Genomic DNA, 23488 nt, shown 5'->3' with positions numbered 1-23488 from the left:
CCTTGAGATCCTGACATGCAAAATATTTTTCTTATATCTGAACTTTTTGCGAAGAACAACCGTTATAGGTATCGTAAGAGCGGGTAATGTGGTATAGATAGAGAAGTGAAAAATTTATTCGAAAAAAGGACCTGTGATTTCATGAAACTGATCCGACACCTATGTTTTATCATATTGATGATACTAGTTGTGGAACTTGCAGGAATGGCAACGAAAGCAGAAGCCGCCTATCCGGTGTCGACAGATCCATTTCGGGTTAAACAAACTTATTTGGATACGATCCACATCGATCAAGCATGGGCTGCTGCAGGTGATTCCCAAACGTCTGTTGTTGTAGCGATTGTCGATACAGGCGTTGATCTTACACATCCCGATTTAATCGGAAGGTTTGTTGACGGTATAAACCTTCTGCAGCCTGGGAAGAAGCCTTATGATGATAATGGACATGGAACGAACGTCGCCGGTGTGATCGCGGCTTCGATTAATAATGATAAAGGAATTGCAGGTATTGCGCCGAATGCCAAGATAATGCCTATTAAAGCACTTGAGGCTGACGGAACCGGTGGAGAAGCAAAGCTGGGCGAAGGTATTAAATATGCCGTGGACCATGGCGCCAAGGTCGTGGTGCTTTCGCTGGGTTTGAATAAATACTCGGACTACTTGGCTAATATGGTGCAGTATGCGGAGGATCATGATGTTCTGCTTGTAGCGGCAGTTGGCAATGAAAGCACGAGTGTGAAATATCCTGCGGCGTATCCAACGGTTCTGGCCGTTGGTGGCGTTGACCCTGATAAAAAGGCAGACGCTCGCTCGAACTTTGGACCTGAGCTTGATCTGGTAGCGCCATGGGACGTTTATACGACAGCGCTTGGGGGAGGCTATCAATATCAGGATGGCAGCTCAATGTCAGCTCCTCAGGTAGCTGGGGCAGCTGCCCTTGTTTGGGGGAAATATCCTCAGATGAGCGCTTACCAAGTCCGTGATCTCATCCTGCAAACGACGGAGGATTTAGGGACGGCGGGGTGGGACTCTCATACCGGATATGGCTTGCTGCGCATTGATCAGGCACTAACAAAGCCATATACAGAGGATCGTTTCGAGCCTAACAATTCGCGAAATGAAGCAGCCAAATTGCCCATTGAGGCGTACATTCACGCTGTGATTAGTTCATCTGAGGATCAAGATTGGTTTGTTATTGATGCCCCTTATGATGGGACGTTAGAGTTGAGCGTGAATACAGCTGATCCTTCAGGAATTCGTGTGCGTGTCGATTCAGGAGAAACTTTTACAGCAAACAGCAGCAGTGGCAACACCAACAACCCGTTTACCATTAAAGTAACTAAAGGGCGCACGTTTGTTCAGCTGCAATCCGTCGATCGTTCTCGCAAGACCGAGATTCGCTATTCGCTGCGCACGCATTTTATCATCTATAAGGATCCCTATGAGGATAATGATAAGCAGTTTAAAGCATTTGCTTTACCGGCCAGGAGCCAGACGTTAAAAGGCACCTTTCATCAAAAGGGGGATCTGGATTGGTTTGTCATGTCGCTGGAGCAGTCCGGTACGATGCGAGTGAAGCTATCTGTTGATACAGCACGTATAGATCCTGTGCTTCTCTTCCAAAAAGAGGGGGAAAAGTCTGTTACGTATGACCAGTCAGGTGATGGTGGTATTGAGGTCACCCCACTGATGGATCTGCTGCCTGGAAATTATTATATCCGTGTTAGTAATATTAAGGACTATACCGTGCCAATTACCGGCGAATATACGCTTGAAATTGAGTATACGCCTAAGTTGATCGATCCGAATGAGCCTAACGATAAATGGTATCAGGCTACTTTTGCGGCGATGAACTCTGTGTACGAGGGCTTATTTCACAATAATGATGACGTGGATTGGTTCGAATTTCGAATGAGTAAAGACGGTCTCGCACAGGTCAATTTAACGAACATCCCAAGCAATCGCATTATATATGCAACGCTATATGACAGCTCGATGAAGGAACAGGGGATTTTTAGCAATGCCTCTGGTTCTAATCAGTTTTATATTGAGAAAGCGCTGAGTCAAGGGACATATTATATTAAGCTGCAGGCAAACCAATGGTTTATGAATCAATTGTATCGCTTAAAAATCGACAGCTATACACTAGTTAGCGGTTTTGTAGATATCAATGGACATTGGGCGCAGGATGCAATAAGTGAGCTCACTAAGCAAGGTGTGATTAGCGGCTATGGAAATTACCGGTTTGCCCCTAATCAGTCAATTACACGGGCAGAAGCCGCTGCGGTAGTAACCCGAGCCTTGAAGCTAACGAAAAGAAAAGAAATGCGATTCAGTGATGTAGATGTCTCGCACTGGGCCTACGATGCCATTGCCAAAGCCGTGCAAGCGGATATCGTTGATGGTTACCCCAATGGGACATTTGGGCCTGATCGCACGCTAACACGAATGGAAATGACCCAGATATTGGCGCGCAGCATGAATATGACTGGGAAGCGTCGAGGCAATTCACCGTTTAGTGATGTTGATGAATCCTATTGGGGCATTGGCATCATCAAGCAAATGGCAGCAGATGGCTGGATTTCCGGATATCCTGACGGCACGTTTCACCCTGATGAAAAAGCAACACGCGCTGAGTTCGTCACGATGTTGTTGAAGGTGATGAATCGATAAAAGATCGAAGAGGAGCGGCCTATGGCAGAAACAGATAAATGGAGCGCGGCAGCGAAATATGCTTCGCTCATGAATATGGTCGATATTGCGGTCTATATTTTTGTATTGGCTTAGCTTGGTGGGCGTTGCAAGCATTTCGCTTTGACGTCCTCCTCAAGAGGCCCAAGGCAGCTCAAGCGATTATGCTGCAAATACTGCTTTCCATCGCTTTGGGGCATTTAGTCGCTAGCTTTATTATTCAGTATTTGGGACTGTCCATGGGGTTCGGTAAGATGTTTTAAAAATAATTTTCGAATAATGCGGTAATTTCTTGTCAACAATGGTTAATAGTACGGAGCTAAACAGTAGATCTTCTCCGAACTCTATGGATGGCGTTCCGGAATAACCAAAAGAACACAGTTGTATCCACATGGGTTGAAATGATAAACTTAAGGAATGTGCAATGCCTTGTACCAACGATAAATTAAAATAAGTGCGCGGAGGGACCATGATGAGCAAAATTATCGTCCGCGGTGGCCGAAAGTTAGCTGGCAATGTGAAAATCAACGGAGCAAAGAATGCCGTTCTGCCGATTATTGCGGCTTCCATTCTGGGGTCGGAAGGTGAAAGCGTCATCCATGATGCGCCTCCCCTTGACGATGTACTAGTGATTAATAAAGTATTGCAAAGTTTAGGTATTGAAGTAGAATATAATCGCCAGGTTATACGTGTTCGTGCGCAACAGATTAATACATGTGAAGCCTCTTATGATCTTGTGCGCAAGATGAGAGCCTCATTCCTCGTGATGGGCCCGCTCTTGGCAAGGCTTGGTCAAGCAAGAATATCGCTTCCTGGGGGCTGTGCCATCGGAACAAGGCCCATTGATCAGCATCTCAAAGGCTTTGAAGCTATGGGTGCAGACATTGAATTGGGGCAAGGATATATCGAAGCCAAAGTGAAAGGGCGCTTGAAAGGTGCTAAAATTTATCTCGATGTGGCCAGTGTTGGCGCAACGGAGAATATCATGATGGCGGCTACACTAGCCGAAGGAACGACAATCATCGAGAATGCAGCCAAAGAACCTGAAATTGTTGATTTGGCTAATTACTTAAATGCCATGGGCGCTGTCATTCGCGGTGCTGGAACAGGCGTCATTCGTATTGAAGGCGTAGAGAAGCTGCGCGGAGTCGTACATACGGTAATTCCTGATCGGGTGGAAGCAGGTACATATATGATCGCTGCGGCGATTACCGGTAGTGAACTGTATATGGAGGGTGCGATTGGGGATCATCTCCGACCTGTCATTTCCAAAATGCAAGAAATGGGCGTTATCATTGAAGAAGATGAGAACGGGATTCGCGTTTGCGCGTCGGGGCCGCTTCGTGCTGTCGATGTGAAAACACTGCCTTATCCAGGCTTTCCAACGGATATGCAGTCGCAAATGATGGCATTGTTGATGGTAGCTGACGGCACGAGTCTCGTGACAGAGACCGTGTTCGAGAACCGCTTCATGCATGTGGAAGAGTTTTCCAACATGAATGCTCACATCAAAGTCGATGGCCGTACGGCTATCGTGAGCGGTAACGCTAAGCTGCAAGGAGCCAAGGTATGTGCAACGGACCTGCGTGCAGGAGCAGCGCTTATTCTGGCAGCGCTGGCTGCTGAAGGTGAGACCGAAATTACGGGCGTACATCATATTGACCGTGGGTATGTGGATATTACGGATGTTCTTCGTGAACTAGGCGCCGATATTCATAGATCGGTACCGCAAGAAGTGGAGCAGGAAGTGGCGGAACTGGGATTTTTCAACATTCAGCCTACACTTGCCTAAAAGATATGCCGCGAGAGACGAATGGTCTCTCGCGGTTTTTTTGTTCTCCCACAAGAAATTGTTATTGATTTACAAGCAAGCATCTCTCAAATCCGGGGATGCTTTTTTTGTGAATATACCTTCCTCTAAACGCGGCTGTTCACCTTCGAAAGAGGGCTGGCGGTATTTCCCGTTCTCGTATAGGGAAGCTAGATAAGAGGCATGCTAGATACCGCTTCACATCTATTGTTCTATTCTAGTAATTCTTCTCATAAGCTAAGACATACCTAATTTCCGCTAGCACACAGCGCATATGGAGGATACTCAGACGATGTACAAGAAGAAACGCGTTCTCAACCACGGGGTCATCCTTTGGGTGGCTGTTTGCTTGTCGTCCATGCTTTGCGTGACTATCATCGTTCCCGGATTGCTAGTTAAAAAGATTCCACATGGCGACACAGAGGCGCCGATCTCTGTACAAGCTAATGCGACCAACAAGGAATCCATGGGAGAACAAGGTTTGATGATACCGGTTTATTTGACCAAGAAGGCAGCTATTGAGACAGTTCCGCTTGAGCAATATGTGAAAGGTGTGCTCGCGGCGGAGATGCCCATTGAATTCGAGCTGGAGGCGTTGAAGGCACAGGCGATGGCAGCCAGGACTTATGTGGTGCGCAGAGTACTGGATAAGGATTACAGTAATATGCCAGTGAGTGATGCACTCGTTACGGATACGACTGCGCATCAAGCTTACCTCGACGAACAAGAGCTGAGAACAAAGTGGGATAAGGGTTCGTATGAGACGAACATGGCCAAGATCACTAGAGCGGTAGATGAAACGAAAGATTTGATTCTTACTTACGAGCATAAACCGATTAATGCTACTTTCTTTTCTACAAGCAATGGCTATACGGAAAATTCGGAAGACTATTGGCCTTTCAAAAGTCCTTATTTGCGAAGTGTGCCAAGTCCTTGGGATATACAATTATCATCACGCTATCAGGAAACCGTGAATATAAGCTATCAAACGGTGCTCCAAAAGCTAGGCGTCACAAGTATTGCCGCAGCTAGCACGAGTGCCAAGGGAATGAGTGTGCTAGAGTGGTCAACGGGACATCGAATCAAACAGATAAAGATTGGCGGCAAAACGTTCTCCGGTCGTGAAGTGAGAGAGAAGCTAGGGTTAGCTTCTTCGCAATTTACATGGAAGTGGACAGGTAGCCAGATCGCCTTTACAACCTATGGATACGGTCATGGCGTGGGGCTAAGCCAATATGGAGCGAATGGCATGGCGAAGGAAGGCAAGACCGCGGAGCAAATTGTAACCTACTATTACACAGGCATCTCTATTGAAAAAGCCTCTCCGTTTATTACAAAATCGTAATTCTTTACCGTTTCTATAAAAATATCTTTCTTCAAGTATAAAACCTTTAAATGTGTCAAGAATGGTTGATGAGGTGATAACCATGAGTGATCAAAACAAAGGTTTTCAAAAAGAAGAAGCTCCTAAAACTGTTCAAGGAGCACAAGGTGTCCCATCTGCATGGAAGAGGTTGCTTGCTAAAAAGTGGGTATTCCCAGCAACGTATATGGCAGCAGCAGCAATTATCTTAACCTTAATGTGGGTGTACCAGGACATAGGTACGAAAACAGTCAGCCAAGGAGATCTGGGCATTAAGGTTACGAATGACAAAGGCACATCAGGCGGTACCAAAACACCGGATGGCGCAGTTGCCGTAAGCGCACAAGCTGAAACGATGCAATGGCCTGTCAAAGACAAGTCTCTTGTCAGCATTTCGATTCCTTTCTATGACACTAACGCAACGAATGAAGTCAAACAGGCGGCTATGATCCAGTATATTGATCAATTGACGCCACATACCGGAATCGATTTAAAAGCAAAAGACGAAGCAGCTTTTGATGTCTTGGCTGTTATGAGCGGTAAAGTTACCGCGGTAGAGCAGAATCCCGTCGTCGGCAATCTCGTAGAGATTACACACAGCAATGGTCTGGTCAGCGTATATCAAAGTTTGTCAGATATTAAAGTAGCTAAGGGCGCTGAAGTGAAAAAGGGTGACCTTCTCGCAAAGGCTGGCCGTAATGAGTTTGAAAAAGAAGACGGCGTGCATCTGCATTTCGAAGTTCGTCAAGTGATTGATAGCGCAGTGGTTAATCCGGAAACACTTTTGAACGCTAAGCAGTAATTAACTTACATAAAAGAGGGCAGCAGGCACATCCTGCTGCTTTTTTGTGTAGCTATGAAAGTATATGTCTATACGATTGCTTCGCATCTACCTTGACAAACTCGCTCGTCCCGAAGGGCGACGAAGTCATTTATCCTTGATGGAGCAAATCGTCTAATTTAATAAGTTTGCTTGACATGAATTCGGATATAAATGCCCGTCGGAAGGTGGATGGAATCGTTTATCCTTGATTATTTTGAAAATAAATATGGGAAATGGGCTTGTCAGGCTTGGCTACGTAGAATATCTAGTCATGCCCCTCATATACTTTACCAAACTATCTCGAGTAGGGAGGCGAGGGGAGTGCACGATTACATCAAAGAGCGAACCATTAAGATTGGTACCTGTATCGTCGAGACCAAGAACACGGTTCGCACCATTGCTAAGGAATTTGGCGTTTCCAAGAGCACGGTGCATAAGGATTTGACGGAAAGACTGCCGGAAATCAACCCGGACCTGGCCAATCAGGTGAAACACATTTTGGAGTATCACAAGTCCATCAGGCATCTAAGGGGAGGGGAAGCAACAAAAATTAAGTATCGTAAGACGCGAAGCCCGAAGCCCTCTGAAAATTTGGTTACTGTCAAGTCCTAACGAAACCCTTCATCCCGCTGTACTTCCTTTAACTGGACATGTCGAAATTTCACAAAAAAAGAGGAATTACTGCATTTATAGCGAATTTAGCTTATAATTAGTACTATATACAAGAGCGCCGATTCTTCTCGGGATGGACGGTAAGTTTAGGGAGGATTAACTTGAAATGTTAAGCAAGGATATTGGAATAGATCTCGGCACGGCAAATGTGCTTATTCATGTAAAAGGACGCGGTGTTGTGCTCGACGAGCCATCCGTAGTAGCCATTGAAAGCGATACGAAACGCGTGTTGGCTGTAGGCGAAGAAGCTTTCCGCATGGTGGGGAGAACGCCTGGCAACATCATTGCCATTCGTCCACTGAAAGATGGTGTTATTGCTGACTTTGATATTACGGAAGTGATGTTGAAGCATTTTATTGCCAAAGTAGGGGGCAAGAACTGGTACTCACATCCAAGAATTCTCATCTGCGCCCCTACCAACATCACCTCGGTCGAGCAAAAGGCGATCCGCGAAGCGCTGAGCGCAGCGGTGCCCGAGAGGTATTCATGGAAGAAGAGCCGAAGGCAGCCGCCATTGGTGCCGGTATGGATATCTTCCAGCCTAGCGGCAATATGGTCGTAGATATCGGCGGAGGGACGACAGATGTCGCTGTATTATCCATGGGCGACATTGTCACCTCCTCCTCCATTAAAATTGCAGGGGACAAGTTCGATATTGCTATTACCAAATATATTAAGAATAAATATAAGCTGTTGATCGGTGAACGGACAAGTGAGGATATTAAGCTTAAAATAGGTACGGTATATCCACACGGAAGAGATCAAGAGATGGATATTCGCGGTAGGGATATGGTTTCTGGTCTACCTCTGACAATTACGATTCACTCCAGCGAAGTACAGGAAGCGCTTTGGGATCCGGTTTCATCGATCGTCACTGCTGCGAAGAGCGTATTGGAGCGTACACCTCCTGAGCTTTCAGCGGATATTATTGATCGAGGCGTTATTCTGACAGGCGGCGGAGCTTTGCTGCATGGCTTGGATCAACTCTTGGCAGATGAGCTTAAAGTACCTGTATTGATTGCTGAAGATCCGATGTCCTGCGTAGTTAAAGGAACAGGGATTATGCTGGATAACTTGGATAAAGTGACCAAACGTAAATTCTAGTCAGATAGACTACCTATGAGGTGAAGATATGCTAAGAGGACTGTATACCGCGGCTGCAGGCATGATCTCTGAACAGCGCAGACACGATACCATCACGAATAATATTGCGAATATCAATTCGCCGGGCTTCAAACAAGGAAATGCGTTGTCTCGTTCTTTCCCAGAAATGCTCATCTCTACCATTCGCGGTGGACAAGGTGCCTCAACAGCTCCGATTGGGAAGTTAAATCTGGGTGTGTTTTCGGAGGAGAATATCTCTATCCATATGCAAGGAGACCTGCAGGAAACACAGAATCCGTTTGACTTTGCTCTTGTCTCTAACATTCAACTTCCAGGTGTAACATTCGATGCGACGGGTAAATACGTAAATGCAGATGGCGAACGGACTTTTCAACCGCAAGCACTCTTTACCGTATTGAATGCGGACGGCCAACCGCGTTATTCTTTGAACGGTAAGTTCACAGTCGACACGCAAGGTCAGCTAGTTAACGCGAACGGGAACCTCGTGCTTGGTCGAGATGGACAACCCTTGGTGCTGATCGATGGAGCGGGTCAGCCGATGCATGCGTTCAAAGTAACGGACAAAGGCGAGTTTCTTGATAGTGAGGGTCGGCCTGTTCTGAATGCAGCTGGACAAGCGGTAGGCTTAATGCTTTCTCGTGCTGAGAATCCGAACTTACTGCTGCGTGAAGGCAACGGACTTTTACGAATTAATCCCGGTGATGAAGCAACGGTCACACAGGTTGCACTCGGCGATCAAGTGGAAGTGCGTCAAGGCTTCGTAGAGCGCTCTAATGTTGATTCCGCACAATCGATGGTCGATATGATGTCCGCGCTGCGTGCCTATGAAGCAAACCAGAAAGTCATTCAATCTTATGATAAAAGTATGGAAAAGGCCGCGAACGAAGTCGGACGCGTATAACGTAGCTTGCGAAGGAGCCAACCATGAACAATTCCATGATCAACTCATCGGTATCCATGCACAGCTTGCAGCAAAAGCTGGATATTCTTTCGAATAATATAGCGAATGTGAATACCAACGGATTCAAGAAGAAGGAAGCATCTTTCGAAGACGTTCTGACGAATGTGAAGTCCCAACCGGAAGGATTTCGTCAACAAGGGCGGTTTTCGCCTCTTGGTTTTAACCAAGGGTGGGGAGCAAAGCTGGTGCAAATCCAGACGAACTTAGCTCAAGGACCTATTCAATCTACGGGAAATCCAACAGACTTTGCCATCCAGGGAGACGGATTGTTTGAAGTGTCTGTCAGCAAATTGGATGATAACGGTAATCCGGTTTTCCAACCAGCATGGACGCGTAACGGGGCATTCAACTTAAGTCCAGACCCGAATGGCGATACGGTTCTGACGACCAAAGAAGGCCATTATGTAACAGGCTCAGATGGCAATCCCATTCGAATACCTACCGGCTACAGACCGGTTGTTGAGAAGAACGGCATTATTAGAGGTTATAACGAGCAGGATCCAACCTTAGCGCCTTTGAACTTGGGACAAATCAAGCTGGTCCGCGTAGTACGTCCTCAGCTTCTCCAGGATGTCGGCGATAATCTTTATGCGCTGCCTAATGGGTTAACGGCTGCCGAGAAGGCGAATATTTTGCAGGATGTCAACCCAGGCTTGGATACAACGAATAACCGTGTGAGCCTCATGCAAGGGTTCTTGGAGCAATCTAACGTAACGCTGTCCGATGAAATGACGGATTTGGTCATTGTCCAAAGAGCGCTTCAACTCAATTCAAGAGCAATTACATCTGCGGATCAGATGATGAATATCGCTAATAATTTGCGTGCCTGATCGTAAAAAAGGAGGGACAGGGCTAGATGTCAGACAAGCCTGCTCCAAAGAAAAAAAAACCTTGGCCGAAATGGCTTCAAATCAGTTGGCTTATTTTCAAAATCATTCGTATTCCTGTGCTTTGCGTATTGGCTGTCTATATCGGTCTATGGCTAGGATATTCGAAGCTTGGCCATCAGCCGGCTAATGAAATCCTCCATATGAGCACCTGGCGGCATCTATACGATCTGGTGTTTGCGAATTAATTCTAACTCCCGCATGGGAGTTTTATTTTTGTGATAGCAGCGGTATAATAAAGAAAGGTTTAGCATGATTTAACAGATTATTAGGCTCGGGAGGGATACCTTGAATATACCGAACATGCTCACGATAAGTAGGTTTATCCTAATCCCTGTCTATCTCATGTTCTTTTTCAATGGATATATCAAAATAGCTTTTCTGATCCTACTTGCAGCTGGTCTTACTGATATTTTGGACGGTTATATAGCAAGAACTCGTGGACTGGTTACACCTGTTGGGATGATGCTCGATCCCTTAGCGGATAAAACGATGATGATCGTCGTGATCTTATCCCTCTTGATTTCAGGGATGATTCCCTGGCAGGCAGCAGCAGCGATGTTTATTCGTGACCTGGGGATGATTATAGGCTCCGCGTTCTATCATTTTCGGGGGAAATCGACCGTACCGGCTAATGTAATGGGGAAGTTGACGACTGTGCTGTACTATTTAGCCATTCTTTTTCTCGTCTTTCAATTACATTTCGCAGTTACATACTTATGGTTTGTGATTGGAATTTCGTTCTTAACCTCTTTTATTTATATTTTTCAGTTCCTATTATTAAATCGGGGAGCTAAGCTGAAATAATTCGTTATCGTTAAAAAGAGCCCACATAATAGGTCTGTGTCACAGACCTATACGCAGGCTCCCTTATATCAACCTTCACTTCTGCAGATAGTGAAGGGATACTACTATTGTAAGTTGTTACCTTGTATTTTATACAAGGATTTTGAAAGGAGCATAACCGCTATGCTAGATATTAATCAAATTCAAGAGATTATTCCACACCGACCTCCCTTTCTGCTAATTGACCGCATTTTGGAAGTGGAAGAAGGCGTTAAAGCTGTTGGTATTAAGAACGTAACGATCAATGAACCGTTTTTCATGGGGCATTTTCCAGGCTATCCCGTTATGCCAGGTGTCCTGATCGTAGAAGCCTTGGCACAAGTTGGTGCTGTAGCTGTTCTTTCCATGCCGCAATATAAAGGTAAAATTGGTTTATTCGCCGGTATTGACGGTGTACGATTCCGTGAACAAGTCGTACCCGGGGATACCCTTACGCTAGAAATGACGATTACACGTGTAAAAGGAACGATTGTCAAAGGCCAAGCTGTGGCTAAAGTAGGTGACAAAGTGGTAGTCGAAGGTGAACTTATGTTCGCCCTTGCTAATAAATAACCCATAGATAAAAGGAGCTGAACCTGACTACTATGACGCGTGTACAAACGGAATATCAATTATGGTTGGAAGATCCGGCAGTTGATGCCCAAACGAAGAAAGAACTGCAAGCTATTCGGGAAGATGAGAAAGAAATTGAGGATCGTTTCTATAAAGATCTAGAATTTGGTACGGGAGGACTTCGCGGCGTAATTGGCGCTGGTACAAATCGTATTAACGTCTATACAGTTGGGCGAGCGAGCAAGGGTTAGCACAATATGTGAATGGGACAGGCGCAGCAGCGCCATCTATTGTCCTTGCTTACGATTCCCGTCATATGTCTCCTGAGTTTGCTTTAGAATCGGCTCTTGTCTTCGCAGGCAACGGAGTGAAAGCGTATTTGTTCAAAACGCTCCACGCGACACCGCAATTATCATTTGCTGTCAGATACTTGGGTGCAACAGCGGGTGTTGTTGTTACAGCCAGTCACAATCCACCTGAATATAACGGTTATAAAGTATATGGAGCAGATGGGGGACAGCTCGTTCCTGCATTTGCCGAACAAGTCATCGCAGAAGTCCAAAGCATCGATACCTTCGCGAAGGTGAAGAAACTCACCCAAAGTGAAGCAGAAGCACAAGATCTATTGGTCTGGTTGGACGATGAGGTCGATCAAGCATATATCCAGGCGGTAACAGCAATTTGTCAGAATCCAGAAGTCATCCAACAGATTAGCCATGATTTCCGCATCATCTTTACACCTCTGCATGGAGCGGGTAATATACCTGTGCGTGAAGTGCTGAAAACCGTAGGCTTCGAACAAGTACGTGTTGTGGCCGAGCAAGAGAAGCCGGATGCGCAATTTTCAACGGTGAAATCTCCGAATCCGGAGGAGCGAGAGGCGTTTACGCTTGCTATTGCTCAGGCGAAGGACTGGAATGCCGATATTATTATCGGAACGGACCCTGATGCTGATCGGATGGGCGCAGTTGTTAAAGATCCGAGCGGTGAATATTTCGTGCTGACAGGGAACCAATCGGGTGCGATTATCGTCAATTACTTGTTATCCAGCTTGAAAGAGCGTGGAGAACTGCCTGCCAACGGCGTTGTTATTAAAACAATCGTAACGAGTGAAATGGGGGCTGTAATCGCTAATCATTACGGAATCCCTACCTTAAACACATTAACGGGCTTTAAATATATCGGGGAGAAAATGACCCAGTTCGAACAAACGGGTGAACACCAGTTCCTTTTCGGTTATGAAGAAAGCTATGGTTATCTGGCTGGCGGCTATGCGCGTGATAAGGATGCGGTTATCGCATCGATGCTTATTGCGGAAGCTGCGGCTTATTATAAGCAACAAGGTAAGACCTTATATGACGTCCTTCAAGAGCTTTACGAATCCTTTGGCTACTTTTTGGAAAAGCTTGAATCAAGGACGCTTAAAGGGAAAGACGGGGTGGAGCAAATTGGACGCATCATGGAAGCATGGAGAATGAACCCACCTGGAGAAATCAATGGTATTCGCGTGAGCAGCGTAGAAGATTATGAACAAGGTATTCAGGGTCTGCCACGCGAAAATGTGTTGAAATTCAAACTAGAGGACGGATCATGGTTCTGCTTGCGTCCTTCAGGAACAGAGCCTAAGATCAAGTTTTACTTTGCCGTGCAAGGTTCCACAGGTCCTGGGGCTGCGAAGCAGCTGGACGGTATCATTCAATACGTACTTAGCCGTGTAGACGGATAATGAAATAGGGTCAACCGGACCTCTTCAGAACCTAAGTCAAGGATAGGTCGTCTAATGAAATGATGGAAATAAAATCCGAAATTCATTTGACCGATTCTTTTGATTTAAGGCATTGAAGAGGTTTTCGAATGTATAAGGGATCAGAAACAAGGAGTGAACAATTTGACTCAGTGGTATAAAACATGGAACAATCCGCTCAAAAATATCCTGTGGTGGCTCGTTATTATCGGTATGCTAGGCTCGCTTCCGTTAGCTTACACCCGTCACCAAACTGAAACGTCTGCGAATAAGGTAGAATTCGTGTTTGATTATCGAGATTTACTGGATATTGCCGATATCCAGACGAATCCTCAGTCCTTCGTCACTCAGCAGCTCACGAATATGAAAGCCGCTGGTATCACGTCCATGTCGGTATACGAGAGTACCCTTTCTGAGCTAAGAGAGAGTCGCCGCATCGAGCTGTATAATTCAAAAGATGCCGCATCGCTTACGCAAAATTTAGGTAATCCGAATGAGAATTACACCTATGTGTTATTTGCGGATAAAGCCACGCAAGAAAAGCTGGAGCCGCTGATTCAGAAGACATTCATGGATCTGAAAGTGGCTACTCAACCATGGAGCTTCAAAAACAGAAACGGACTCATCATTCAGATGAGTATGGATGACGCCTCGATTAAGACGATGGACCCTGACCCCATCACTTTACAGATGCTTAAGGATCAAGGATTTCAGATTGTAGTTCGTCTCTCGAACCGGAGACCTTTCGTAACCAACGAGATGGATCGTTTACTTAAACAGCTTCATGATCTTGGTGTGAAACGCATTATTGTGGACGGCAATGAGGTTCCAGGCTACACAGAAGAAAATACAGAAGTTAACTTGAACAAAATGGCCGAACTTTTACACAAGAACGGCATAGGCCTAGCAGCCATTGAGTTATTAAAAGAACCTCAAAAAGGGTTCAACACGTTAGCCAAGGAAACCAATTATAATGTAGTTCGACTGCATTCTTTCACGGAGAGAGATGGAGAAAAGCTAACCGAGCCTTTGAAAAAGTCAGAGTTTGAAGGACGCATTCAGAGCACGGCAGATCGCTTTGTTCTTGCTGTGAAGGATCGCAATATCCGTATGATTTTCATAAACGCAAGACCAGTAAAAAGCTTGGATAAAGGCAAACTGGTAGATCCGTTATCGGCCTACTATGAAATTTTGCAAGGAAAAGACGGAGCTATTCCACGCATTGAAAAAGCGGGGTTCACATTAGGGACTGCTGAGCCGTTTACTGTTGAAACAACCTTCTGGCAAAAAGTGGCGCGTGTCTTCATGTTGGTCGGCGGTATCAGCTTGATCGTGCTCATGGTATCCTTCTTTATACCGGAAGCCTCTTTACTGCTGTTCGTGGTTGGCTTGTTAGGAGCTCTAGCCATACACACGCTTTCCGCTAATGTGTACGCACAAGCTCTGGCGCTGGGGGCAGCGATCAGCGCACCAAGCGTCGCGGTTATGCTGGCTATTCGATCTGTCCGTTCAGGCGCAGCCGCGAAATGGAAGTCAGGTCTGGCTTATGGGTTATGGCAGCTCTTCAAAACATCAGCGATTTCGTTGATTGGCGTAGTCTATGAAGTAGCGCTGCTTAATCATATTACGTATTCTCTTGTGCTGCAGCAATTCCGCGGGGTCGGTATGCTGCATTTGCTACCCATTGCAATCGCAGGTATCTATTTGCTGTTCTTCAGTGAAAACAATACGTATAAAGATAAAATCATGCATGTTCGGCGAATTTTCTCTTCTTATATCAGCGTATTATGGATCGTTATTGCAGCGGTGGCTTTGGCCGCTATCTATTACTATTTGTCACGTACCGGAAATGAAGGGCAGGCTTCTACGTTCGAGAAACTGTTCCGTTCTTTCTTAGAAAATACGTTGGGCGTTCGTCCTCGAAACAAGGAGTTTTTGTTCGCTCACCCTGTCTTTCTGTTAGGCGCTTATTTGTCTGTAAGATATAGACATGCTGTATACCTAATTTTCATAGGTGTCATCGGGCAGCTTTCGATCGTAGACACTTTCGCTCATTTGCATACGCCGCTTCATATTTCACTCATTCGTATTACGTATGGTGTTGTGTTTGGCGCAATTGTTGGTTTAGTCTTTATCGCCATTTGGGAGATTGTCACAAGGAGTTGGAAGCGATGGGTGCCTCAGTGGTCAAAATAGCGCTTTCCGGCTATTACGGCTTTGATAATAGCGGTGATGAAGCTGTGCTGCAATCCATTCTGCTTGCTTTGCAGGAGCAAGGTCGAGCGCAAGGCGTTCAGATTGAGCCCATCGTGCTTTCGGCCAATCCCCAGAAGACGACTGAGATGTATGGCGTAAAGGCTTACCATCGGATGAGACCTGGGCCGCTTTTACGTGCTTTGCGCGAATCCGACGGCTTGATCAGCGGAGGCGGCAGCTTACTGCAAGATGCAACAAGCTCGAAGACGATTCCCTATTACTTGGCGGTCTTAAAGATCGCCCAGTGGCTGGGGAAGCCGACTTTTATTTATTCACAGGGCATTGGGCCGGTCAATCGCCGAATGTTCGATGGTTGGATCCGCAGCGTATTCAAACGCTGCGCGTATGTGTCGGTCCGCGATACGGAGTCCGCGGCTTTGCTTGAGAAGATGCGGCTTCCTTTGGACCGCATCACGGTTGTGCCTGACCCGGTCATGGGCCTGCCCCTGCGCGGCTCGACCGGGTCTGAGGGCGGCGCGGCGGATACAGCGCCGCGGGGCAGCCTTGTGCGGACGGTCGGTGTATCCGTCCGCTTCTGGAATGAGGACCGCTCGGAGCTGGAAGCTCTCTCGCGGTCCCTGCACCTACTGCTCGCAGCCCGCACGGACGTGCGGCTGCGGTTTCTGCCCTTCCACCTCCCTTCGGATGAGGTGGCTTCGCAGTTCGTGATCGACCGCCTCGGCGATCACGGTTCTCGCGTGGAGATGGTGCGAGGCATCGCCCATCCGCAGGACATGCTTGAGCAGGTCGCTGGCTGCGACCTGCTGATCGGGATGAGGCTGCATTCTTTGATTTATGCAGCCTCGCAGTACGTGCCTATGGTAGGCATCTCGTACGATCCGAAGATCGACCAGTTTCTCCATAGGCTGGGTATGAAGGCCGCGGCATCTACAGCTCGCTTCGATGCCGAAGCCTTGGGCGCCGAGGCGCAGCGCCTCCTCGACGGCAAGGAAGCTTGGGCGGTGTCTGTCGGCCCCGCCATAGAAGAGCTCAAAGCGCAGGCTCAGCTTCCTGCGCAGCACATCATTTCATTTTATTTGCAACCAAAGGCTTAACTCCAACGTCAATTAAAGGATGAGATATCCATGAGCTCAACATCGACAACTACGAATACAACTGTACGATCCGCTGGTGCTATACCGAAAGTTCGCATCTATGGCGTACCCATCTCCAAAATGGGCATGCAGCAGACGGTCGCTTATCTGACTAATGTAATTGAAGAAAGAATTCCGCACCAGATTATTACCGCCAATCCCATTATGGTCATGGCCGCTCAAGACGATCCGGCTTATCTGAGCATGATGCAGCGGGCCGAGCTCATCGTTCCTGACGGGACAGGGGTCGTCTGGGCTGCAGGATATGTAGGAGAGCCTGTTGCAGAGCGGGTTCCCGGTTATGATTTGCTCCAAGAATTGATGAAGGTCGGAGAGAAGAAGAGCTGGAAGGTGTATCTTCTCGGCGCGTCAACGGAGGTGATTCAGGCGGCAGCAGATCGTTTAAGATCTACCTATCCAGGCATAACGCTTGTGGGTGTTCGCGATGGCTATTTCGGGGAAACCCAGGACGAGGAAGTCATTCAAGATATCGTGGATGCTGCGCCTGATCTCCTCTTTGTTGGAAGATCCGCTGCCAATCAAGAACCTTGGATAGCCAAGTACAAAGAGCAAATCGGGGTCCCTGTTATGATGGGAGTCGGGGGAAGTTTTGACGTTCTTTCGGGCAAACTAAAGAGGGCGCCTGTATTCTTTCAGAAATTACGTCTCGAATGGTTTTACCGCCTTTTACAGGAACCATGGCGCTACAAAAGAATGCTCCTGCTTCCGAAATTCGCACTGAAAGTGATGCGCGACAAAGAGAAAGTAACAAAAGCATGAAAATAATTATGAAAATTACCTAAAGAAGGTCATTTCAGCCAAATTTAGCAGTAGTATTTGTGGACAAATGGGAGTATAATTCATTTCGGCGGATCACCTGCCACCCACGACAAGAGGAGCTGTGAAGAAGAACATGTATGGATTATATGTGATTGGGTTTATCGCTTCGTGCTTAATGGCGCTGCTGCTGACACCCCTAGTCAAAAAATTTGCCTTCTGGGTAGGAGCGGTTGATGCCCCAAACCATCGTAAGGTACATACCCGAATTATGCCGCGTCTCGGAGGATTAGCTATATTCCTCGCGTTCGTCGGTGCTTATTTCGTTGTTTCTCCAGCACTTGATGCAGTCAACTCGAATGCGGCATTTGGTTTGCTGCTAGGAGGCTTTGTGATTGTAGTTACGGGGGCTTTGGATGATCGGTTCCAATTATCACCCAAATGGAAACTGCTCGGGCAGCTAATTGCCGCGTGTATCGTTGTTTCCTTCGGACTGAAGATTGAACTTGTTAACATTCCTTTCGGAACAACTAATCTGCCTATTGGTTGGTTAAGTATTCCTATTACGATATTATGGATTGTCGGCGTATCCAACGCCATTAACTTGATTGACGGATTAGACGGATTATCGGCCGGGGTTTCCGGTATTGCTACCACAACCATTTTAATTCTGGCACTCATGATGGGCAACATTACGGTTATTCTTCTTTGTGTGATTTTACTAGGCAGCATCGTAGGGTTTATGTTTTATAATTTCCATCCGGCCAAAATCTTTATGGGGGACTCGGGAGCTTTGTTCCTAGGTTTTGCGTTAGCGACATTATCCATTCTGGGCTTTAAGCAAGCGGCCGTTGTTTCCCTTCTGATTCCAATCATGATTCTAGGCGTGCCATTGTCCGATACTTTCTTCGCGATTATGCGTCGCTACGTCAATAAACTACCGATTTCTGCTCCGGATAAAAGCCATTTGCATCACTGCTTGCTGCAGCTTGGATTCAGCCATCGTACAAGCGTTCTGATCATCTATGGGATTGCCTCCATCTTTGGTATTAGTGCTGTGGTTTGTTCCGTGTTTATTTCCCAAGATTCTACATGGGGACTAATCATGATAATGGTAGCTCTCTTCCTCGTTATGCTTGTTGGTGCAGAAGCCATCGGCATTATCAGCAAAAGCCGCAAACCGGTTCTGAGCTTCTTGCAGAAGCTTGTCGGCAAGCAAGTGCAAAGTGATCGCGTAGGTAAATAATCGTTTTAAAATTAATTATTTGAAATCCAATCTAAATGATTGGATTTTTTTTTTGCATTTTGTGAATTTTTTTCTTTCCCTAAACATTTTCGTGCTTCTGACCGATAAGTAAGATAAAGAACTTTTGGCGTATTGCCGCGTCTAATCATGTAGAATGATAGAAGATTTTGGGAGGGATTGTCGAATAGCCGCTCAGTTTAATTTAGGTCGCGACGATACTAACAACATTTAGATCACATAAGGAGGAACTAGCTTTGAAAACCAAACAAAGAAGAAACAAGTGGATCAGCCTCAGCCTCATGATTACGATGCTGCTCGCCTTGTTGCCGCCAATGACGGCTTCCGCTGCACCTGTACTGAATATTACAAGTTTATATGTGCACACGATTCCTACGACTGATAATCCACTCGTAGATGCTTCCATCCAACGCATTACATCCAATCCTTTAACCGTAAGTGTGGACATTGGAGGAATCGCGGAAGAGCAGATTACGGATATTTACTATGAGATATATAATGTAAACTCCGGCCTAACCACGACGAATAAAACAAATCGTCCGACAAGAGTGGCAAACAGTACGAATCAAATCCTTTTTGAAAATGTGCAGTTATCGGAAGGTCTCAATCGGTTTACTGTGAAGTTTGCCAGTACGTCTAACGTTGATTCATTGCCTGGTTGGGCTTATTTTACTCCGGTATCCAATATTACAAACCTCAAGTTTAATGATGATGTTTTCACAGATGGCGCTATGCTCCCGTCTCAAGGTCCATTTACGAATGCTACGATTACCGGTTCTGCGAGCAATGCATATAAAGTCGATGCAATTGTTAATGGAACTACGTTTGAAGCATCCAATTTTTCCGGCGGAGTATTTACATTCCTTACGAATACGGGTCGTGTGTCAGATGTTGCCCTGAATCCAGGGGATAATCTGATGCAATTTATCGCTAAGAACCCGACTAACTATTATACAACATCAAGAACGTTTAAATACGATAATGGATTGGGCTTTGCTTACAACGGTACGATTCAGATGTTGGAAGATTCATCTGTAACGCCTGCGCCTCCAGTGAGTAAGTTAGTAACCGTACCTACTTTAACAAGTGAAACCTCTAAGAACATTATATTCACTACGGATATTAAGAACAGTATAGGCAACATTACTCCAGGCGTTGCTGATTATGTATATGCTGATATCAAAGTAGTGGGTAGCGGAGCAAGTTTCCGTTATACGTTTGGTACTCAAAAAATAAGCAATATTGAAGGAACGCTAATTGGTGGATCTACTCCAAGTACGCCAGATCTTATAGGGAGTGCCACGGTTACTCCAATTAAAATTGACTCAGGCACGAAGTATCAAACACATCATTTTAGCGCAAGCTTTCCTTTAAATACGAATAGCACAGCTCAAGAAATTGATGTCACACTTACAAGCTCTCTTGGAACGCCTACACAGCCGACCAGATACACATTTAACTTTACTAACCCATCCTTACCCTATTTAGACCATGTTGCACAGAACCTAGGGGGTTCTCCGGTTGTGTTGACGGAACAGGGGTCTAATCAAATTAATGATTTTCCGGCATTAATTGATATTTTTACAAATGCTAAAGCAGATTCAGTTACCGTTAATATTCCCGGATTCTCCGGCAATGGCACCTATGATACTACTGCTGTAGCGGGTTCTTCTACCCTTAGAAAGGCAACAATTTCTTTGCATGATATACCGGATGGTCCGATTCTAATGTCCATCACACCGAATGAGGGAACCACAGCGGTCCCACCGGTTACAGCCAATGCTGCTGGCACAAAAGCATACAATTTAAATATTTCCAGTGCACCTTATGTCATCGTAACTAATTTGTATAATGGCAAAGTTGTTACAAGCAAGTCTCAATTCACTTGTGGTGCTGTACTTGCTCCCTGTATCCAAGGAAAGATCGTTAACCTGCCGCCAGCAAATTACAACTTGGTTGAACTAGCGATTAATGATAATAATGTCCCGCTTTCTAATAATTTAACTGATCCAGCGGCAAAGAAATCAGTTATAGATTCGCTGGGGAATTTTACAATTTCCTCAGAGGAACTGGAAGCCGTTAATAAGGATTCAGGAACAGCTTATAGCAAGCTTTTTGATAATGATGGCAAAAAAGCAATCCGCTTCTCCCTTTACCTGAAGCCTGATCCAGCACAGCCAAAGGTTCTTGTTACTCAGACGAATTACGAAGTATTTGTTCTTAGTGACTACGCGCCACTAGTTGAAGTATGGTTCCGGATGTCGCAGTTACACCTTACACAGTAGGCACTCTGCCAGGTGTTTATCAAACAACGTCCACTAAAATTCAACTTTCCGGTACGATTCTAAATGCGAATTTAAATACAGAAGCGATTCTCTATTTGAGAAAAGTTCCTTCGGGTTCATCCATCACAACGACGACGCTATCACTCAATCAAATTTCGAAGGTTATTGATCCGTTGGATAGCAAACGCTCAACAACAAGCTTTAATTTGAGCAGTATTTTAACCATGGATGCTTATGGTGACTACGTGCTAGAATTAGTTGCTACGAATAACTCAGGGCGTACAACAAGCAAGATGATCACGATTACGAAACAACCCGTATCCTACCTGCTTCTGCAACCAACGAATTTCGTTAAGAACTTAGACAAGGTTGATCAGGCTAACGTCAATACGAATTCGGAAACGGTTGTTATCCAAGCAGATGGTGCAGACAGTGTCCTCTTCGGGAAAAGTGAAGCTACACAGATCTCCCCTGGTGTATTTAGATTTGAAGTTGACAATCTAAAAGCAGGTAAGAACGCAATTACATTTACAGTTAACCGGGGTAAAGCAAAGACGACCGGAAACTTTATTCTTTTCAACGTGAATACGCCTATTGAGGGAGCACAATACAAAACTACGTTAGCTTCCAAAATGAGCATCTTTAATGGAGATTTCTTATTAAACTTCCCTAAGGATACGAAGTTAATGAGAAATGACAGAACGCAAACTGAACAATTCATAACCGTCGATCGTAAAATTGTATTTGGTATCGCGAACCAGGACGATGGTCGTGTTGAGAAAGCTTCAGAAACACCTGCAGGAACTCGATTCTTAATTGAGCCAACAGGCAGATTCAGACCTGCAAGCAAGCGATTCTGGGTAGATGCGGGGACCGTAGATATTAGTGCAGCAAGTAACGCTGATACATTAAAGGCTGCTTTACAAGGTAGCGGTAATCTTCCATCCCCAACATTGCTAGGACCAGGTGAGACAGCTTTCTATACAAGAAATATTAAGAGTCTAATGGTTCCTACTAAACGGGGCACACTTACATTAAAGTATGATGACGAAATTCGTAACGATTCATGGAAGTATCTCACTGTGTATCAGTTTGGGACATTCCTTGATCCAAGTGGTACAGGCAATCAATTTGTCGGTTGGAAAAACATCGGTGGTGTTGTAGATCCGAAGGCACATACAATCGAGGTTCCTGTAGATACCTTTGGATACTTCCAAGTTATGTACATGAACAATAGCTTTAATGATGTGACACTGCATGATTGGGCGCGCGATTACTTAGATATCTTGTATTCAAAAGGTATTATGAACAATAAGTCTTCATCGCAGTTCCTACCTAATGATGCTATTACACGCGGTGAATTTGTAACTTTACTGGTTAAAATCTTTGATGTTCCATTGCTTAATGAAGATACGTCCTTCCATACTAATGATCCAACGAATCCTAACTTTCAAGGTACTTTTGCAGATGTAAGAAGAGGATTGGGATTATCAAACAGCAGCAGCTTGTATGACTTCATGCATATTGAAGCAGGGGCCAGAGCGGGGATTGTTAGAGGTAATTCTGCAGGGTTATTTGCCCCAGGTAACACAATTAGCCGTGAAGATGCAGCTGTTATGATTGAACGCGCAGCTAATATGAAGGTAAACTCCGATGCAGCTAAGAGCCTAGTAACACTCAAAAAAGAATTTACGGATGCGACTACTATTGGTACCTATGCGCAGCCATCTGTAGAAGCAGTCTTCAAAGCCGGATTTATTGACGGTATTGAGAATGCTTTAGTAGAAGGTCAAAAGAAACCAACATACAGTTTTGATCCGAAAGGCAACTTGACTAGAGCACAAGCTTCAGCCATTATCATCCGAGTTCTTAAGCAACAAAAGAAGATTCCTAAATAAGTAAGTTAAAAGACTGTATCCGATTCTTCGGATGCAGTCTTTTGTCGTTTCTATGAAATTGGAAAATACTTAGCAATGAAATGCTGTATGGAGTGTCGTATACTAAGTTTGTAGCCGAGATGATATACGAATAGATACACGAGTAATACTCAGAGATTCAATTGTCGTCACGTTGGTTATAAGTTTTTTATAACACAAAAACTTTTAAATACAGGAGGAAACAAACCTTTATGAAAAAATCATTATCTGTTGTTCTTACATCCGCCATGGCGCTCTCCATGTTTTCGTCTGTTGCATTCGGTAAAACATCCGCTGACTTCAGCGATTTGAAAGACCTGGACGCAGCAACACAAGCGAAATTCGATGCGATGATCTCTGCGGGTATTTTTGATGGTGTGACTGATACGACATTTGGTTTGAAAGACGAAATGAACCGTGCG

At 45.4% G+C, this 23488-nt stretch carries 17 protein-coding genes and 3 pseudogenes; all 20 read left to right on the top strand.

Annotation, left to right across the window (positions count from 1 at the left end):
* The first annotated feature begins 177 nt into the window (after nucleotides 1-177).
* Complete coding sequence (locus FU659_RS28090; protein ID WP_261808106.1) at nucleotides 178-2673, top strand: S8 family peptidase; 2496 nt, start codon at nucleotides 178-180, stop codon at nucleotides 2671-2673.
* Between the two features lie 125 nt (nucleotides 2674-2798).
* Nucleotides 2799-2954 carry a DUF1146 family protein gene (locus FU659_RS37770; RefSeq protein ID WP_261808105.1) on the top strand — a complete coding sequence of 52 codons (156 nt, stop codon included), beginning with the start codon at nucleotides 2799-2801 and terminating at the stop codon, nucleotides 2952-2954.
* Nucleotides 2955-3163: 209 nt separating this feature from the next.
* On the top strand, nucleotides 3164-4483 hold the full coding sequence (gene murA / locus FU659_RS28080) for a UDP-N-acetylglucosamine 1-carboxyvinyltransferase (RefSeq protein ID WP_147950607.1): 1320 nt from the start codon (nucleotides 3164-3166) through the stop codon (nucleotides 4481-4483).
* 310 nt (nucleotides 4484-4793) lie between these two features.
* Nucleotides 4794-5846 (top strand): stage II sporulation protein D, encoded by a 1053-nt coding sequence (gene spoIID, locus FU659_RS28075; RefSeq protein ID WP_147950592.1) that lies wholly within the window; start codon nucleotides 4794-4796, stop codon nucleotides 5844-5846.
* Nucleotides 5847-5928: 82 nt separating this feature from the next.
* Nucleotides 5929-6666, top strand: a complete 738-nt coding sequence (locus tag FU659_RS28070) for a M23 family metallopeptidase (RefSeq protein WP_147950591.1) — start codon at nucleotides 5929-5931, stop codon at nucleotides 6664-6666.
* A gap of 342 nt (nucleotides 6667-7008) precedes the next feature.
* The gene (spoIIID, locus tag FU659_RS28065; RefSeq protein ID WP_147950590.1) at nucleotides 7009-7299 is read left to right on the top strand and encodes a sporulation transcriptional regulator SpoIIID; all 291 of its coding nucleotides are present in this window, start codon (nucleotides 7009-7011) and stop codon (nucleotides 7297-7299) included.
* A gap of 166 nt (nucleotides 7300-7465) precedes the next feature.
* Nucleotides 7466-8463: pseudogene (gene mreB / locus FU659_RS28060) on the top strand (rod shape-determining protein MreB).
* 28 nt (nucleotides 8464-8491) lie between these two features.
* Nucleotides 8492-9385: a flagellar hook-basal body protein gene (locus tag FU659_RS28055; protein ID WP_147950589.1), complete on the top strand. Its 894-nt coding sequence runs from the start codon at nucleotides 8492-8494 to the stop codon at nucleotides 9383-9385.
* A 23-nt stretch (nucleotides 9386-9408) separates the two neighbouring features.
* On the top strand, nucleotides 9409-10275 hold the full coding sequence (locus tag FU659_RS28050; RefSeq protein WP_147950588.1) for a flagellar hook-basal body protein: 867 nt from the start codon (nucleotides 9409-9411) through the stop codon (nucleotides 10273-10275).
* Between the two features lie 26 nt (nucleotides 10276-10301).
* Nucleotides 10302-10520, top strand: a complete 219-nt coding sequence (locus FU659_RS28045) for a DNA-directed RNA polymerase subunit beta (protein ID WP_147950587.1) — start codon at nucleotides 10302-10304, stop codon at nucleotides 10518-10520.
* Nucleotides 10521-10620: 100 nt separating this feature from the next.
* The gene (locus tag FU659_RS28040) at nucleotides 10621-11139 is read left to right on the top strand and encodes a CDP-alcohol phosphatidyltransferase family protein (protein ID WP_261808104.1); all 519 of its coding nucleotides are present in this window, start codon (nucleotides 10621-10623) and stop codon (nucleotides 11137-11139) included.
* Nucleotides 11140-11301: 162 nt separating this feature from the next.
* Nucleotides 11302-11730 (top strand): 3-hydroxyacyl-ACP dehydratase FabZ, encoded by a 429-nt coding sequence (fabZ, locus tag FU659_RS28035; RefSeq protein ID WP_147950586.1) that lies wholly within the window; start codon nucleotides 11302-11304, stop codon nucleotides 11728-11730.
* 32 nt (nucleotides 11731-11762) lie between these two features.
* A pseudogene (locus FU659_RS28030) lies at nucleotides 11763-13456 on the top strand (phospho-sugar mutase).
* A 162-nt stretch (nucleotides 13457-13618) separates the two neighbouring features.
* Nucleotides 13619-15670 (top strand): DUF5693 family protein, encoded by a 2052-nt coding sequence (locus tag FU659_RS28025; protein WP_147950585.1) that lies wholly within the window; start codon nucleotides 13619-13621, stop codon nucleotides 15668-15670.
* On the top strand, nucleotides 15646-16785 hold the full coding sequence (gene csaB, locus FU659_RS28020; protein ID WP_147950584.1) for a polysaccharide pyruvyl transferase CsaB: 1140 nt from the start codon (nucleotides 15646-15648) through the stop codon (nucleotides 16783-16785). The genes FU659_RS28025 and csaB overlap by 25 nt, the downstream gene beginning before the upstream one ends.
* Nucleotides 16786-16815: 30 nt before the next feature.
* Nucleotides 16816-17604 (top strand): WecB/TagA/CpsF family glycosyltransferase, encoded by a 789-nt coding sequence (locus tag FU659_RS28015; protein WP_147950583.1) that lies wholly within the window; start codon nucleotides 16816-16818, stop codon nucleotides 17602-17604.
* A 133-nt stretch (nucleotides 17605-17737) separates the two neighbouring features.
* Complete coding sequence (locus FU659_RS28010) at nucleotides 17738-18847, top strand: glycosyltransferase family 4 protein (RefSeq protein WP_147950605.1); 1110 nt, start codon at nucleotides 17738-17740, stop codon at nucleotides 18845-18847.
* A gap of 254 nt (nucleotides 18848-19101) precedes the next feature.
* Complete coding sequence (locus FU659_RS28005; protein WP_147950582.1) at nucleotides 19102-21150, top strand: hypothetical protein; 2049 nt, start codon at nucleotides 19102-19104, stop codon at nucleotides 21148-21150.
* Nucleotides 21114-23048 (top strand): S-layer homology domain-containing protein, encoded by a 1935-nt coding sequence (locus FU659_RS28000; RefSeq protein WP_147950581.1) that lies wholly within the window; start codon nucleotides 21114-21116, stop codon nucleotides 23046-23048. The genes FU659_RS28005 and FU659_RS28000 overlap by 37 nt, the downstream gene beginning before the upstream one ends.
* A gap of 230 nt (nucleotides 23049-23278) precedes the next feature.
* Nucleotides 23279-23488, top strand: a pseudogene (locus FU659_RS27995) (S-layer homology domain-containing protein); the annotation flags it as partial.

This window comes from Paenibacillus sp. N3.4, assembly GCF_008017805.1.
In the GTDB taxonomy this organism is placed as follows: domain Bacteria; phylum Bacillota; class Bacilli; order Paenibacillales; family NBRC-103111; genus Paenibacillus_E.
Note: the sequence above shows the minus strand (reverse complement) of the source record. Positions and strands in the feature narration are given on the sequence as shown.

Excerpts from the sequence above, each read along its gene's own strand:
- FU659_RS28090 (WP_261808106.1), top strand. The coding sequence starts at position 178 with ATGATACTAGTTGTGGAACTTGCAGGAATGGCAACGAAAGCAGAAGCC.
- murA (WP_147950607.1), top strand. The coding sequence starts at position 3,164 with ATGAGCAAAATTATCGTCCGCGGTGGCCGAAAGTTAGCTGGCAATGTG.
- spoIID (WP_147950592.1), top strand. The coding sequence starts at position 4,794 with ATGTACAAGAAGAAACGCGTTCTCAACCACGGGGTCATCCTTTGGGTG.
- FU659_RS28070 (WP_147950591.1), top strand. The coding sequence starts at position 5,929 with ATGAGTGATCAAAACAAAGGTTTTCAAAAAGAAGAAGCTCCTAAAACT.
- FU659_RS28055 (WP_147950589.1), top strand. The coding sequence starts at position 8,492 with ATGCTAAGAGGACTGTATACCGCGGCTGCAGGCATGATCTCTGAACAG.
- FU659_RS28050 (WP_147950588.1), top strand. The coding sequence starts at position 9,409 with ATGAACAATTCCATGATCAACTCATCGGTATCCATGCACAGCTTGCAG.
- FU659_RS28045 (WP_147950587.1), top strand. The coding sequence starts at position 10,302 with ATGTCAGACAAGCCTGCTCCAAAGAAAAAAAAACCTTGGCCGAAATGG.
- fabZ (WP_147950586.1), top strand. The coding sequence starts at position 11,302 with ATGCTAGATATTAATCAAATTCAAGAGATTATTCCACACCGACCTCCC.
- csaB (WP_147950584.1), top strand. The coding sequence starts at position 15,646 with ATGGGTGCCTCAGTGGTCAAAATAGCGCTTTCCGGCTATTACGGCTTT.
- FU659_RS28015 (WP_147950583.1), top strand. The coding sequence starts at position 16,816 with ATGAGCTCAACATCGACAACTACGAATACAACTGTACGATCCGCTGGT.
- FU659_RS28010 (WP_147950605.1), top strand. The coding sequence starts at position 17,738 with ATGTATGGATTATATGTGATTGGGTTTATCGCTTCGTGCTTAATGGCG.
- FU659_RS28000 (WP_147950581.1), top strand. The coding sequence starts at position 21,114 with ATGGTTCCGGATGTCGCAGTTACACCTTACACAGTAGGCACTCTGCCA.